Here is a 14768-nt window from a genome sequence, read left to right on the forward strand (position 1 = left end):
CCAAGTCAACGGTCACGTGCATTCTGAGAGCCGGGGCCGTATCCAGGCCGGAGCGGATGGCCGATTCATCGCCCGCCCTCCGAACGCGCCCCTTCGCAGCGCAGCAACACGAGCAACAGCGCCACCACGGGCAGGCCCAGCGCAAGATCGGGGATGCTCTTGGTGGCAAAAGCACCGGCCGCGGCACCGAAACCGAACACGGCACATAACGCGAAGAAGATGCCCGAGCGGCGCAGCGTTCCGACCGGCGCGCCGCCGGACGCGACCGCGAAGATCGTCTCGATCGCCTGGCGCAGATTGCCGGTGAGCATCACCGTGCTGCAAGCGGTGCCTTCGACCCTGGTGAACGTCGCAGCCTGCATCGCCGCAACGAAGGAGATACCGAGCGTGCCGGCGGCATCCGGCAGACGATTGTGCAGGATGCCGACCGCAATGAGGAGGATGATCTCGACCAGGGTGCTGATCGCATTGGCGCGCTCGCCGGCGGCACGGCGCAGCCATGCCGCGATCACGACGCCAAAGACGAAAGCCACGATCGGCGGCACGAAGTGCAGCGCCTCCGTCCAGTTGCCGGCGGTCGCATAGACCCAGAGTAAGATCAGATTGGCGGTCTGGGCATTCGCCATCACGCCGTGGATGATCCAAGTGTAGGCGTCGATATAGCCGCCGGCGAAGGCGAGCAGCAATACGATCCCGACCGTCTCGTCCCGGCGGATCGCTCCGGCTGCGACGTCCAGGGTGCTCATGTCGGCAATAGGCGCTGTCGCGAACGGTCCATCGCGCCATAGGCATCGCCTCGTCTCCACTGAGGCTTGATCTGGATCAAGCAAATGTCCTGGCAGCACCAATCAAATCGCGTCAACGCGCCGGGGGAATGCGACCATGGAAACCGTCAGGTGGATCATCACCGCTGCACCGGAGATATTTCTGCTGCTCGCGATCGCGATCGGCACCATCTTCGGTCGCATCAGGGTCCGCGGTTTCGCCATCGGTACCACCGCCTGCATCCTCATCGTGTCCGTGCTGCTCGGACAGCTCGGCCATTTCGCGTTTCCCGCGTTGTTGCGGGTGATCCTGTTCAGCCTGTTCGTGTTCACGATCGGCTATCGATCCGGCCCCGAATTCTTCGCATCGCTGAGCGTCCGCACGCTCGCCCAGGTGGCTCTGGCGTTGGTGCTGGGCGGTACGGGTCTCGCCATCGTGCTGTTGTTCGCTCACGGTTTCGGGCTCGATCCCGGCACCGCTTCGGGGATTGCGGCCGGAGCGCTGACGCAATCGTCGGTGATCGGAACGGCGTCGGGCGCATTGGCCCAGCTCGGCCTGCCCAAGGACATATTGAGCCAGCAGGAGGCGAACATCGCGGCGGGCTACGCGGTGACCTACGTGCTCGGTTATATCCTGACGCTGCTGTTCGTCCCCTTCGTTGCGCCGAGATTGATGAGAATCGACCTGAAGGCCGAGGCCAAGAAGCTGGAGGCGGAGCTCGCCGGCGGCGATCCGCCGAAGACCGAAAACCTGTCCTATCGCAAATTCCAGGCGCGCGCCTATCGCGTGACCGCGGGCGCCGGCCGGACCGTCAAGTCGATCGAGGAGGAAATCGGAAGCCGCACGGTCATCGAGCGCATCGTCCGCCAAGGCGCGGACGTCGAGCCGCATTTGGAGACCGTGCTCGAGGCCGGCGACGACATCGTCATTGCGGGGCGCACTGCGGTCATTGTCGCGGCCAGGCCGATCATCGGCACCGAAATCGATGCCGACGAGATCCTGAAAGCCGTCCCCGGCAACGTGCTGGAAGTGCTCGTCGACAATCGCCATCTCCATGGCCGCTCGATCCAGGAGATCGCGACGCGCGTCGGCACCGACGCCCGCGGCGTTTTTCTGCGTGCGCTCAGCCGCATGGGCCGCGAGGTGCCCTTAAGTGCGGACACGCGGGTCTATGTCGGCGACGTCATGACGCTCGTCGGCAGCACCCGCAATATCGAACGTGCGGCAAAGGCGATCGGCCAGATCCTGCGCTCGGGCGATCGCACCGACATCGCGTTTCTTGCCGCCGGCATCGCCGCAGGCCTGCTCGCCGGGCTCGTCAGCTTTAAGATCGGCGGCGTTGCCCTGACGCTCGGCGGTGGCGGCGGGGCCTTGATCGCCGGCCTCGTCTGCGGCTGGCTGCGGTCGCGCAAGCCGACCATGGGTGCATTGCCTCCGGCAGCGCAACAGACCCTGAGCGATCTTGGATTGGGCGGCTTTATCGCAGCGATCGGCCTTGGCAACGGCGCGGCCGCCTGGGCCGCGATCCAGGCTCACGGACTGCTTCTGGTCGGCATGGGACTGGTCATCACAATCGTGCCGCTGATTGTCGCGACGCTGTTTGCCTACCACGTGCTGCGCATGAATCCGGTCATAACCTGCGGCGCCCTGGCCGGCGCCATGACAGTCGATGCCGCGGTGACCGGCGCATGCGAGGTCGCCGAGAGCCAGACGCCGGTTCTCGGCGTCGCCGTGCCCTACGCGGTCGGAAACGTGGTGCTCACCGTCCTCGGACCGATCATCGTAGCCGCAACCTACAGCGGATGATGGAGTCTCCTCATGAGGCAGCAAGTCAAATCGGCGCTCGGCTACGCAGCCGCCATATTGGTCGCGTGGGCAGCTTTCACCGCGCCCGCCCGGACCGAGGACGACGTCCGCATCCAGGAGGAGGTCTGGGTCCTGCCGCTGCCTCTGCCGATGTTTGCTTATCTGGTGCGCCCGGTCGGTGACGGCCCGTTCCCGCTCGTCATCATGAACCATGGCGTCTCGCTGAACCCGACCGAGCGCAGCTTCTTTCCGCTGGTGGAATTCCGCGACGCCGCCAAATGGTTCGCGAGGCGCGGCTATCTCGTGGTCGCGCCGGTCGGCAGCGGTTATGGCGCAGCCGCCATCGACATCCCCGAACGCGCGCTCTACGGACCGTTCTTCTCGAAGGTCGGCAAGTGCACCAATCCGAACTTCCGCGACGCGGGCCTTGCGGTGGCGCAAGTCGATCTCTGGATCATCGACTATTTGTCCGCCGAGAAGCGCATCCTTCCACAGGATGTGATCGTGGTCGGACAGTCCGCCGGCGGCTGGGCTTCCATCGCCCTGTCCAGCGTGAATCCGCCGCAGGTGAAGGCGATCATCACCTTCGCTGCCGGTCGCGGCGGCCGGGTCGGCGGCAAGCCGAACAACAATTGCGCACCCGACAGGCTGGTCGAGGCCACCGCGGATTTCGGCCGCACCTCGCGCGTGCCGATGCTGTGGATCTACATCGAGAACGACACGTTCTTCGGACCCGATCTGTCGAAGCGCATGCATCAGGCCTTCACCGCCGCCGGCGGCCGCGCCGAATATCATCTGATGCCGCCATTCGGCAACGAAGGCCATTTCTTCATCGGCTCGCCGGACGCGATCCCGCTGTGGTCGCCGCTGGTCACAAAGTTCCTCGATGCGCAGAAATGAACCGGGATAGCGGAGACATGACCATGCATCGCCCCCTTGACCCGCTCTTGCGTCTCTTGATGGTTGCCGCGCTCGGGAGCGCCGTGACCTCCGCCGCCGCCGCCGCGCCCAAGGCGGCGCAAGGCGGCAAGCCCGCCGAGGTCGCAACGCGCGGCCAGCGCGAAGCCAAGGACATCAGCTATGGCAGCTGGCAGAAAATGTGCTTCAAGGCCGGCGGTGCGCCCACCCTGTGCCGCACCTCGATCACCGGCCAATTCGCGACCGGACAGACCGCCGTGCGCCTCGACCTGATCGAACGGGAGGACGCTGCCACGGCCCGCCTGCAACTTTTCGTCCCTGCCGGCATGTACCTGCAGCAGCCACCAAAGTTGAACGTCGACCAGGGCAACGCCTTCCACCTGCCCTACACTTGGTGTCTCACTAATCTATGCATCGCGGCCGACGTCGCGCCGCCAAAGATCATCAAGGAGATGGAAACCGGCAAGGCGCTTCTGCTCGAAGTCGTCGATTCCAATCTTCTTGCCCTGACGGCCTCGATTCCGCTGGCGCAATTCGCTTCCGCCCGCAAGGGTGCGCCGGCCAGGACGCTCGAGCAATATGTCGAGGAATGACCGTTGGCGTGCAGTCACGCCGCGCGGGCGCGCTCGACGGAATCGATCAACGCTTGCGCCGCAAAGGGCTTGGTCAGATAGGCAATGCAGCCCGAGGCCAGCGCGGCGGCACGCTTTGTCGGGCTGTCATTGCCGGTGACATAGATCACCGGCGCTTCGACGCCCTGCTCGGTCAGACTTCGCCGCACCTCGATGCCGGACCTTGCGCCGAGATCGATGTCGAGGATGATGCAAATCGCGACGTGGAACCTGCCATGATCGAGCAAGGCACCCGCCGTGTCGAACAGCGTGGTGGCGAAGCCGTGTCCGCGCAGAAGCCGGTCCATGCTGGCGCGCATCGACGGATCGTCATCGACGACAAAAACGGACGCGCGCTGGGGCAAGACGACTTGCCTTTCCGGAAAGACGACGAGGGGGATACCGGATACGATCGCGCCGCATTCTCAACGCGGGCGCTCGTCCATCATTGCACACGGCTCACCATGCGCTGTCAACACGCCCCGGTATTGTCCTTTGGGGCAGGCACATCGAGGGAACCGCGACGCTTCGACCAAGCAGCTAATGCCCGTCCGGATCGAGCATTCCGAGCCGCTCTGCGATCGAAACCAGCTCCGCCAGCGAATGAACCTGCATCTTCTCCATCACCTGATGGCGGTGCGCCTTCACCGTGCGCTCGGTGGTTCCGATCTCGTGCGCGATCTGCTTGTTGATCCGGCCGCGCACGATCAGATCAAACCCCTGCCGCTCGCGCTGCGTCAGCGTGGCCAGATGGCGACGAAACGCATCGAGCCGGCTGCGCTGGGCGTGCGCCGTCTGCTGGCTGGCCAGCGCCCGCTCGATCGCCTCGAGCAACTGCTCGGAGCTTATCGGTTTGGTCAGGAAGTCTTCCGCACCCGCCTTGATCGCGCGCACCGTGGTTGGCGTGTCGGCGTGACCGGTCAGAAAGATGATGGGCAGCATCGAACCGGACGCGATCAGCCGCGCCTGCAGATCGGGACCGCTCAGGTCCGGAATCCGTACATCGAGCAGGATACACCCCATCTGCCCGTCGTCCGGCGGGGAGTCCAGCAGCTCCCGGGCCGAGGCATAGGTCGCGACCTCATATCCCGCGAGCTTCAGCCGGCGCTCGATCGCTGTCCGAAAGGACTCGTCGTCATCGACTACGTGAACGAGGCCCGGCACATTTCACCTCTTCGCCCGGTTGAATGAGAACGGTTTGATGTGCTTGGTCATTCAAGGCCATCTTCAAGCCTGAAGACGGGAATTTCTGCTTCGCAATATGTCGCATCTTCCACCGGGCCCCCAACATCTCATCCCGCGCAGCAATCGCTGGTGGCGTCCTTTGGTACATTGAACCTTGGGACAATGGATAAGAATGCTTCCTTGGCCGAAAATCAACTTCGGCGGGAGTGCGATAGCGCGGCACATATCCGGCTTGGAATATACCGACTGACAGACCAATTCGGCGGCAAGCTGAGGAGTTGGCCTATGTTCGTTCGCATCACAACGGATTCCGCGTCGTTGCGCCCCAATACCCTCCGTGACCTCGGCATGGCAAATCACTCAAATGCGCTGGTCAGTTTAAGCGAATTTTCCTACCGAAAAGGCTCGGAGATCTACGGCGAGAAAGAGCCGGCCGAGTATGTCTACCAGGTCAAGTCCGGCGCGGTGCGAAGCTACAAGCTGCTGTCGGATGGCCGCAGGCAAATCGGGGCATTTCACCTCATTGGCGACATTTTCGGACTCGAGAACGGCAGCGAGCACCGGTTCACGACGGAAGCCATCATCGACACCACGGTGCGGCTGATCAAGCGGCAAAGCCTCGAAAACGTGGCCGAGAGCGATGCCATGGTGGCCCGAAACCTGCTCAGTATGACCACAAGCAACCTCCAGCATGCAGAAGACCACATGCTGCTTCTCGGCCGCAAGACCTCCCTGGAGCGCGTCGCGGCCTTCCTGCTCGAAATGGACAAGCGCCTGACGGCGGCCAGCGTCATGGCGCTTCCGATGTCGCGGCGCGACATCGCCGACTATCTCGGCCTGACTCTGGAGACCGTCTCGCGGGCGCTGTCGCGGCTGCACGAGCTTGGCGTTCTCGGCTTCGTCGGCAACACGCAGCGCCAGATCGTGCTGCTCGACCGCGACCAGCTCGCCAGCCTCGATCTGCAGTCCTGAGACGGACCGCATCAGATCCGCGGTGAGCCGGGCGGCTCCGTCAGCCCGAGATGCTCGAGTGTCTTGCGCAAGACCTCGAACAGGATGGCGGCGGACCAGCCGAACAGAAGAACGCCATTCATGGCGGTCAGCGGGCCGATCAGCTGCCATTCGCGCACCGGCGTGATGTCGCCGTAGCCGAGCGTGGTGTAGTTGACGAACGCAAAGTAGAGCAGATCCCGGTCGGCAGCCGCGGGCCGGACGAGATTGTAGGTTATGGCCCACATCAGGATTTCGAGCATGTGGGCGATCTTCAGCACGACGGCGGTCGCGATCATGACGCCCATGAGATGCAGCCTCGGCCGGCTGGTATGGCGCAGGCCCGCACCGCGGGCGATGGTCACGGCGACCACCGTCACGAGCGCGTGGAGCCCGATATTGATCACGCTGACCAGCGTGCCGACAAGGAATTGCAGCATCATGGCGGCGAACCGGACCTCAATTCTGGCGGCCCTGCTCATCGTGATCGGCGGCAGGGATCGCATCCCTGGTGATCATGCTCCCACCGATCGGCCGAGGGGTCGATTGATCTAGCTCAACGGTGCCTCGACGGTTTCCGTCGCGACGACGCCAGCCTGATCTGTCCGCGCCGGAGCAGCGTGGGCGATCCCGATCCACGCTGCCGCCAATTCCCAGGCAACCGACAGGATGATCGGCCCGATGAATAGTCCGATGATGCCATGCGCGAGCGTGCCACCGATGACCCCGATCAGGATCACGAGCGTCGGCGTCGTCAGACCTCGCCCCATCAGGAGCGGCTTCAGGACGTTGTCGAGCAGACCGACGACGACAAGATAGACGGTCAAGAGCAGGGCTACGGTGACGTCCTTGTCGGTCCAGATCCAGACCAACACGGGAACAAGAATGATGGCCGCGCCGATCTGAACGATCGACAGCAGGAGCACGACGACGGCGAGCAGCCCTGCGCTGGGCAGGCCGGCGAGCTTGAAACCGATACCCGCCAGCAGGGCCTGCACGATGGCGACACCGATGATGCCCTGCGAGACGGCGCGGATGGTGGCGCCGGCGAGCTCCAGGAAGTGCTCGCTCTGGTCGGGCACGATGCGCCGCAGGAAGCCGCGGAGCGCGACAACAAGCTGTGCCCCGTGCGGAAGCAGGAAGCCGGCGACGACCACCGACAGCAGGAATTGAAGCATTCCGATGCCGGTGTCACCCGCGAACGACAACATCATCCCGGCGAGCGGCTTCAGATAAGGCGCCACCTCGCGCAACGCAGTCCGGATGTTCGTGTAGGCTTGATTCCAGAACGCGTAGAGTTGCGGACCGATCAGGGGCCAGGTCCTGATCCGCTCCGGCGCCGCCTGAAGCACGAGATCTCCGCTGCCGATCTGGCCCGCAAGGTCCCGGAGCCCTTCAACCGCACTCACGCCCAGCCAGGCGGCGGGACCGATGACGATGCCGAGCGTGATCAGGGTCAGAACGGCTGAGGCGGTTCGCGGACGGTTGCCGAGGCGCTGGGAGAGCCAGGCGAAGGCCGGATGAAACGCCACGACCAATACTGCGCTCCAGCTCAAAATCGGCACGAAGGGTCGGATAACGATGAAGGTCCACAGAATCAGCAGCCCGAGCAGGCCGAGCCGGATCACGAACTGGACGATGTCCTCCGCGGATAGAAGCTGGCGAAGCGTCTTCAAGGCTCGTTGCCTCCTGGTCAACGGACGGCGCGCTGCCGCGTAGCAAGCGGTGCGGCCCGCCTCGAAGGCTTGATCCAGATCAAGCCGGATGTTCGGTTGCTTGACGGGATCGGCCGCGCATGCAGCCAATTGCAGACCGCTCGTGACGCGCGATGCGCACGCGGTTCGACGCATCCCGAACGCCCCGAAGGTGAGGCCGCGTGTGGCCGCCTGCTCTCGGAAGCGGCATCACCGACCTCGAGGAGATGCCTCAGTTCAGGCTGCGCGTCAGCAGCTGCAGCACGATCGCAAACAGCTCGCCCTGCGAGGAGATACCGAGCCGCTGATAGGCGCGCTTGCGATAGGTCAGTGTCGAATGCAGGCTGATGCCGAGTCCTTGCGAGATCGCCTCGGAGCTGAAGCCCGCGAGGATGCGGCGGCAGACCTCCTGCTCGCGCGGCGTGAGAGAAGCGAGCGGCGCCCGGGTCGCGAACAATTCGGCGAGAGACGGCTCGGGCGTCGCCTTGCTCTGAAAGTGGCGCGCCACGCTGGCGCTGATCGCCGGTGCGATCGCCTGAAGCCGCTCGCGCTGCGCCGTGGTGAAGCGGCCCTGGGCCGCAATGCGATAGAAGTTGACGTAGAAGCAGCTGTCGCCAGCCCAGATCGCGGTGGCGCATTTGTCGATGATGCCGGAATCCTGGAAGAATATCTTGCGGTAGCGCGCGCCGTACATGCGCGGCGCGAACGCGGGCAACATGATCGGCCCGCCGCCCTCGCCTTCGAACAGCGTATCGCGGTTGGGGTCAGATTCGTGGAACTGGCCGGCATAGGCCGCACCAAGATCGCCGCCGATCGGGATGTTGCCGGCATCGAGCAGGCAGGTCGCACCACCGGCGCGGTTGAGTGCGAACACCATGCAATGGCCGACACCGGCCTGGCCTCGCAACGTGTCGATGAGGATGTTCGGGAAGTCGGGGCGACCAATGGCGAGCACCGCGGGCGTCACGTCACCAACCGCCAGACTTGAGGGCATTCCACCCGGCCGCATCGCTTCCTCCGACGGACGTTCTTTTGCAGAAGGATAGCAGCACGGATGGCGTGCCGGAAGCAGGCCATTCGGATGCCGCCCTGAGTCCGGCTCTGCGCAGCACCGCTGGCGCGCTGCAGCGCAAGAGCGTCAGCCCGCTGCCTTTGCCGGTGCGACGTTGATGGCAAGCTTGCCGTAGCGGTCGGTGAAGGCTTCGGTGTCGATCTCTTCGAGCTGGATCTCGCCGCTCATGACGCCCCGTTTCCAGGCCTCTTGTGCCGGATCGTTCTGGAACTCCGGCATCACCTCGCGGCCGAACAGCTCGAGCGATTCGCAGATATGCTCGTGGCTGTTCTTGCCGGCCTGGTTGAGCAGGATGACCTGGTCGATATGCGAGCTCTGGAAGCGCTTCAGCTTCTTGCGGATTGTCTCGGGCGAGCCGATCAGGCCGCCGCGCAGCGCCGCCTCCTGCGCCTCGGGATTGTCGCGCTTCCACTTGTTGTATTCGTCCCACATGTTGACGGTGCCGGGCGCGGGCCGCTGGCGGTTCTGCGAGGCGCCGTAGAAGCGCAGGGCGAACTGGAAGAAGGTGGCACCGTCGGCGCGCGCCCGCGCTTCCTCGTCCGTCTTGGCACACATGAAGAACGAGACCAGCGCCATGTTCGGGTTGATCTCGTAGTCGGCCAGCCTGGTGAGCCGTTTGGTCATGGCATTGTAATAGGCGTGCACCCAGGCGTGCGCGGCGTCCGCGCTGACGAACTGGAAGCCGAGCGCGCCAAAACCGTGCCGGCCGGCACGCTCGATGGTCGGCAGCTGCGAGCACGCCATCCACAGCGGCGGATGCGGCTTCTGCACGGGCTTGGGCACGACGTTGCGCAAGGGGATGTCGAAGTACTTGCCGTGATGCTCGCTGCCGCCATCGCGAAACATCGGGAAGATCGCAGCGACCGCTTCCTCGAACACTTCCTTCTTCGTCGCCATGTCGCGGCCGAACGGGGTGAGCTCGGTGATGGACGCGCTCTCGCCCATGCCGAACTCGCAGCGGCCGTTCGAGAGCAGGTCGAGCACCGCGACGCGTTCGGCGACACGCGCCGGATGGTTGGTGGTGAGCTGAAGAATACCGTGGCCGAGCCGGATCTTCTGCGTGCGCTGGCTGGCCGCCGCGAGGAACGATTCGGGCGACGGCGAGTGCGAATATTCCTCGAGGAAGTGGTGCTCGACCACCCAGGCATGGTCGTAGCCGAGCCTGTCGGCGAGCTCCATCTGCGTCAGCGCGTTCTGGTAGAGCCTCAGCTCGTCGCCGGCCGCCCAGGGCCGCGGCAGTTGTAGCTCGTAGAAGATGCCGAACTTCATGGCGCCGCTCTCCCGCATTATTGTTGTTGAGCTCATCTTAAAGGGTGGGGCGAAGCTGTCTACAAAAGCGGCAATTCCGCCGCGCGGGAGAATGATCCGCCACCCGCCGTGCGAAGCGCGGTTCGTCTCGCCCCCCGGCGCCGCGACATCCGCGCAAGTCGACATGTTGATCCAGATCAACGCCGTTGCGGCCCGAATGCATCATCAAGTTCACTAAGGCAACGGCCCGGATGCCGTCCCGATTCCATCACATCTTGAGAGACCGAATATGTCGGCCCCTGACGACGCGATGTCGCGCGTGCGCCGTAAGCGCATGGAGATTTTCGCCTTCCTGTTCCTGACCGCGGTCGTGATGCCCGTGCTCGCGGTCGGGACCGTCGGCTCTTACGGCCTCGGCGTCTGGATCTACCAGATGTTTGCCGGCCCTCCCGGCCCGCCGCCCGCCTCGCATTGATCCTCCCCAGCGAAAGACAGGCATCATGGCCAACGCCACACTCAATCGCCGCGCCCTGATCACCGGCCGGGTGCTCAGCGCCGACCGCATCATCGCGCCGCCAGGCGCCGAGATCGCCAGCATCCTGGTACAGGCGCGTCCCGAGTGTCTCGCCGAGCTCGAAGCCGAGATCGCCGCCCTGCCGGGCTGCGAGATCCACGGCCGCGATCCGCGCGGCAAGCTCGTCGTCGTCACCGAAGCGCCGGATGCCGGCAGCCTCGGCACCCTGCTCAACACCATCCAGTCGCTGCCCAACATCTATTCCGCGGCGCTCGTCTTCCACGCCATCGAAACCACCTGAGTCAGGAAGAGCCATCATGACATCGCCCAAGCTCGACCGCCGCCAGATGTTGAAGCTCGAGGCAGCCGCCATTGCCGCCGCCGCGGCCGGCATGCCCGCTCCGGCGCTCGCCGCCAATCTCGTCACCGAGCGCAATAACAGCGAAATGAAATGGGACAAGGCCGCCTGCCGCTTCTGCGGCACCGGCTGCTCGGTCATGGTCGCCACCAAAGACAACCGCGTCGTCGCCACCCATGGCGACATCAAGGCCGAGGTCAATCGCGGCCTCAACTGCGTCAAGGGTTACTTCCTCTCCAAGATCATGTACGGCCACGACCGGCTGACGCAGCCCATGCTGCGCAAGACGGGCGGCAAGTACGACAAGAACGGCGAGTTCACGCCTGTTACCTGGACCGAAGCCTTCGACATCATGGAGGTGAAGTGGAAGGACGCGATCAAGAAGCGCGGTCCGAACGGCGTCGCCATGTTCGGCTCCGGCCAGTGGACGATCTGGGAAGGCTATGCGGCCTCGAAGCTGTTCAAGGCCGGCTTCCGCACCAACAACATCGACCCCAACGCGCGCCACTGCATGGCTTCGGCCGTGGCCGGCATGATGCGCACCTTCGGCATCGACGAGCCGCCGGGCTGCTACGACGACATCGAGGCGACCGACGCGTTCGTGCTGTGGGGCTCCAACATGGCGGAGATGCACCCCATTCTGTGGACACGCCTCGCCGATCGTCGGCTTTCGGCGCCGCATGTGCGCGTCGCCGTGCTCTCGACCTTCGAGCACCGCTCGTTCGACCTCGCCGACATCGGCATGGTGTTCAAGCCGCAGACCGACCTCTACATCCTCAACGCCATCGCCAACCACATCATCAAGACCGGCCGGGTCGACAAGGACTTCGTCGCCAAGCATACGGTGTTCAAACGCGGCCAGACCGACATTGGCTATGGGCTGCGCCCCGACCACCCGCTGCAGAAGAAGGCGACGGGGGCAGCAAAAGCCAACGACTCCACCGACATGAGCTACGACGAGTTCGTCAAGTTCGTCTCGGAGTACACGCTGGAGAAGGCGGCGCAGATGTCGGGCGTGCCGCTGAACCGGCTCGAAGCACTGGCCGAGCTCTATGCCGATCCCAAGACGAAGGTTGTCTCGTTCTGGACCATGGGCTTCAACCAGCACACCCGCGGCGTCTGGTGCAACAACCTCGTCTACAACATCCATCTGTTGACCGGGAAGATCTCCTCGCCCGGCAACAGCCCATTCTCGCTGACCGGCCAGCCCTCGGCCTGCGGCACCGCGCGCGAGGTCGGCACCTTCTCGCATCGTCTGCCTGCCGACATGGTCGTGACCAACAAGGCGCATCGCGACCACGCCGAGCACATCTGGCAGCTGCCCGAAGGTACTATTCCCGACAAGAACGGCGCACACGCCGTGCTGCAGAGCCGGATGCTGAAGGATGGCTTGATCAACGCCTATTGGGTGCAGGTCAACAACAATCTGCAGGCCGGCCCTAACGTCAACGAGGAGACCTATCCGGGCTTCCGCAACCCCGACAATTTCATCGTGGTCTCGGATGCCTATCCGTCGGTCACGGCGCTTGCCGCCGATCTGATCCTGCCGACGGCAATGTGGGTCGAGAAGGAGGGTGCCTATGGCAATGCCGAGCGGCGCACCCAGTTCTGGCATCAGCTCGTCTCGGCGCCCGGCGAGTCGAAGTCGGACCTCTGGCAGCTCATGGAGTTCTCCAAGCGCTTCAAAGTCGAGGAGGTCTGGCCCGAGGAACTGATCGCCAAGAAGCCCGAAGTTCGCGGCAAGACGCTGTTCGACGTGCTCTACAAGAATGGCCAGGTCGACAAATTCCCCGTGACCGACATCGAGCCTGGCTACGCCAACGACGAATCCAAGGCGTTCGGCTTCTACGTCCACAAGGGCCTGTTTGAGGAATATGCCCAGTTCGGTCGCGGCCACGGCCACGACCTCGCGCCGTTCGACGCCTATCACCGCGAGCGCGGCCTGCGCTGGCCGGTCGTCAACGGCCAGGAGACGAAGTGGCGATTCCGCGAAGGCAGCGACCCCTACGTCAAGCCTGGCACTGACGTGCAGTTCTACGGCCATTCCGACGGCAAGGCCCGGATCTTCGCGTTGCCTTACGAGCCGCCGGCGGAATCGCCGGACAACGAATACCCCTATTGGCTCTCGACCGGCCGCGTGCTGGAGCACTGGCATTCCGGCACCATGACGCGCCGCGTGCCCGAGCTTTACAAGGCCTTCCCCGAAGCGGTCTGCTTCATGCATCCCGATGACGCCCAGGACATGAAGCTGCGCCGGGGCGACGAGGTGAAGGTGGTCTCCCGCCGCGGCTTCATCCGCGCCCGCGTCGAGACGCGCGGCCGCGACCGGCCGCCGCGTGGCCTCGTCTTCGTGCCGTGGTTCGACGAATCCAAGCTGATCAACAAGGTGACGCTCGACGCCACCGATCCGATCTCGCTGCAGACCGACTTCAAGAAATGCGCCGTGCGCATCGAGCGGGTGAACCTGTCATGATAAAACGATCCGCAATCGTCCTCATCGCCTTCGCGATCGCGGCGGGCGCGAGCTCATTGACCGCGCAGACCGTGACGTCGGGCCTGCGCGGCCCGTCCCCACTCAATGACGAGGGTCCGGCGCCGCCGATGCTGCCGAACCGCAACACCTCGGAGAAGGAAGTGCGAAACTATCCCGAGCAGCCGCCGGTGATTCCGCACACCATCGACGGCTACCAGATCGATCTCAACGGCAACAAATGCCTGTCGTGCCATGCGCGTGCGCGCACGGCGGAATCGCAGGCGCCGATGGTCTCGATCACGCATTTCATGGATCGTGACGGCCAGTTCCTGGGCTCGGTCTCGCCGCGTCGCTTCTTCTGCACGGAATGCCACGTGCCGCAGAATACGGCCAATCCGCCGGTCAGCAACGATTTCACCGACATCGACACGCTGCTGTCTCGCTCGACCCCCGGTGGCCGGCGATGACGACGACCGCCGAGGAGCCCAATGCCGAGATGAAGGTCAAGCGCGGCTTGATCGGACGAAGCTGGGACTTTGCGCTGGAGCTCTGGCGGGTGCTGACCCGGCCGAGCTCGGTGTTCGCGCTCGGCACCCTCGTGCTGGCCGGCTTCGTTGCCGGCGTGATCTTCTGGGGCGGCTTCAACACCGCGCTGGAACTTACCAACACGGAGAAGTTCTGCACCGGCTGCCACGAGATGAAGGACAACGTCTACGCCGAGCTGAAATCGACCATCCACTTCAGCAACCGCTCCGGCGTTCGCGCGACCTGCCCGGACTGCCACGTCCCACACAACTGGACCGACAAGATCGCGCGCAAGATGCAGGCTTCGAAGGAGGTCTGGGGCAAGATCTTCGGCACCATCGACACGCGCGAGAAATTCCAGGACCATCGGCTCGAGCTCGCCATCCACGAATGGGCGCGCTTCAAGGCCAACGACTCCCTGGAATGCCGCAACTGCCACAGCGCCGATTCCATGGACATCACCAAGCAGTCGCCGCGAGCCTCGGTGGCGCACCAGCGCTTCCTGTTCACCAAGGAAAAGACCTGCATCGACTGCCACAAGGGCATCGCCCACCAGTTGCCCGACATGCGCGGCGTTCCCGGCTGGCAGTAGGACCGTCGGCCCGGCTT

At 64.4% G+C, this 14768-nt stretch carries 16 protein-coding genes; 9 read left to right on the forward strand and 7 right to left on the reverse strand.

From position 1 onward, the window contains the following. Positions 1-65: 65 nt before the first annotated feature. A complete protein-coding gene (locus tag X268_RS26995; RefSeq protein ID WP_128927747.1) occupies positions 66-746 on the reverse strand; it encodes a YoaK family protein in 681 nt (226 codons plus the stop codon). Positions 747-882: 136 nt separating this feature from the next. Between X268_RS26995 and X268_RS27000 the strand changes: the two genes are divergently transcribed. From X268_RS27000 to X268_RS27010, 3 genes are read left to right on the forward strand one after another with little or no spacing between them, the layout of a single operon-like run. After that, the gene (locus tag X268_RS27000; RefSeq protein ID WP_128927748.1) at positions 883-2571 is read left to right on the forward strand and encodes an aspartate:alanine exchanger family transporter; all 1689 of its coding nucleotides are present in this window, start codon (positions 883-885) and stop codon (positions 2569-2571) included. A gap of 12 nt (positions 2572-2583) precedes the next feature. After that, positions 2584-3471 carry an alpha/beta hydrolase family protein gene (locus X268_RS27005; RefSeq protein ID WP_128927749.1) on the forward strand — a complete coding sequence of 296 codons (888 nt, stop codon included), beginning with the start codon at positions 2584-2586 and terminating at the stop codon, positions 3469-3471. Between the two features lie 23 nt (positions 3472-3494). Continuing rightward, the gene (locus X268_RS27010; protein WP_128927750.1) at positions 3495-4082 is read left to right on the forward strand and encodes an invasion associated locus B family protein; all 588 of its coding nucleotides are present in this window, start codon (positions 3495-3497) and stop codon (positions 4080-4082) included. Between the two features lie 14 nt (positions 4083-4096). On the opposite strand, the gene X268_RS27015 is transcribed toward X268_RS27010, so the two are convergent. Continuing rightward, on the reverse strand, positions 4097-4465 hold the full coding sequence (locus X268_RS27015) for a response regulator transcription factor (RefSeq protein ID WP_128927751.1): 369 nt from the start codon (positions 4463-4465) through the stop codon (positions 4097-4099). Between the two features lie 175 nt (positions 4466-4640). Beyond that, a complete protein-coding gene (locus X268_RS27020; RefSeq protein ID WP_128927752.1) occupies positions 4641-5264 on the reverse strand; it encodes a response regulator transcription factor in 624 nt (207 codons plus the stop codon). Between the two features lie 306 nt (positions 5265-5570). On the opposite strand from X268_RS27020, the gene X268_RS27025 reads away from it, so the two are divergent. After that, on the forward strand, positions 5571-6257 hold the full coding sequence (locus X268_RS27025; RefSeq protein WP_128929400.1) for a helix-turn-helix domain-containing protein: 687 nt from the start codon (positions 5571-5573) through the stop codon (positions 6255-6257). An 11-nt stretch (positions 6258-6268) separates the two neighbouring features. On the opposite strand, the gene X268_RS27030 is transcribed toward X268_RS27025, so the two are convergent. The 4 genes from X268_RS27030 to X268_RS27045 form a co-directional block, all read right to left on the reverse strand. Continuing rightward, positions 6269-6718: a potassium channel family protein gene (locus X268_RS27030; protein WP_128929401.1), complete on the reverse strand. Its 450-nt coding sequence runs from the start codon at positions 6716-6718 to the stop codon at positions 6269-6271. Between the two features lie 108 nt (positions 6719-6826). Continuing rightward, the gene (locus tag X268_RS27035; protein ID WP_128927753.1) at positions 6827-7951 is read right to left on the reverse strand and encodes an AI-2E family transporter; all 1125 of its coding nucleotides are present in this window, start codon (positions 7949-7951) and stop codon (positions 6827-6829) included. 250 nt (positions 7952-8201) lie between these two features. After that, complete coding sequence (locus X268_RS27040; RefSeq protein ID WP_128927754.1) at positions 8202-8978, reverse strand: helix-turn-helix transcriptional regulator; 777 nt, start codon at positions 8976-8978, stop codon at positions 8202-8204. A gap of 129 nt (positions 8979-9107) precedes the next feature. Continuing rightward, a complete protein-coding gene (locus X268_RS27045) occupies positions 9108-10310 on the reverse strand; it encodes an LLM class flavin-dependent oxidoreductase (RefSeq protein WP_164937953.1) in 1203 nt (400 codons plus the stop codon). 268 nt (positions 10311-10578) lie between these two features. Here X268_RS27045 and napE point away from each other — a divergent pair, with 268 nt between their 5' ends. The 5 genes from napE to X268_RS27070 are packed head-to-tail and all read left to right on the forward strand — an operon-like array spanning position 10579 to position 14751. Next, positions 10579-10764 (forward strand): periplasmic nitrate reductase, NapE protein, encoded by a 186-nt coding sequence (gene napE / locus X268_RS27050; protein ID WP_128927756.1) that lies wholly within the window; start codon positions 10579-10581, stop codon positions 10762-10764. Positions 10765-10789: 25 nt separating this feature from the next. Then, entirely contained in the window at positions 10790-11104 is a 315-nt protein-coding gene (locus X268_RS27055) for a chaperone NapD (RefSeq protein ID WP_128927757.1), read from the forward strand. 16 nt (positions 11105-11120) lie between these two features. Beyond that, the gene (gene napA, locus X268_RS27060) at positions 11121-13634 is read left to right on the forward strand and encodes a nitrate reductase catalytic subunit NapA (RefSeq protein ID WP_128927758.1); all 2514 of its coding nucleotides are present in this window, start codon (positions 11121-11123) and stop codon (positions 13632-13634) included. Next, positions 13598-14101, forward strand: a complete 504-nt coding sequence (locus tag X268_RS27065; RefSeq protein ID WP_128927759.1) for a nitrate reductase cytochrome c-type subunit — start codon at positions 13598-13600, stop codon at positions 14099-14101. The genes napA and X268_RS27065 overlap by 37 nt, the downstream gene beginning before the upstream one ends. Then, a complete protein-coding gene (locus X268_RS27070) occupies positions 14098-14751 on the forward strand; it encodes a NapC/NirT family cytochrome c (protein ID WP_128927760.1) in 654 nt (217 codons plus the stop codon). Before X268_RS27065 ends, X268_RS27070 begins: the two co-directional genes overlap by 4 nt. Positions 14752-14768: the final 17 nt, after the last annotated feature.

The organism is Bradyrhizobium guangxiense, from assembly GCF_004114915.1.
GTDB classification, from domain to species: Bacteria; Pseudomonadota; Alphaproteobacteria; order Rhizobiales; family Xanthobacteraceae; genus Bradyrhizobium; species Bradyrhizobium guangxiense.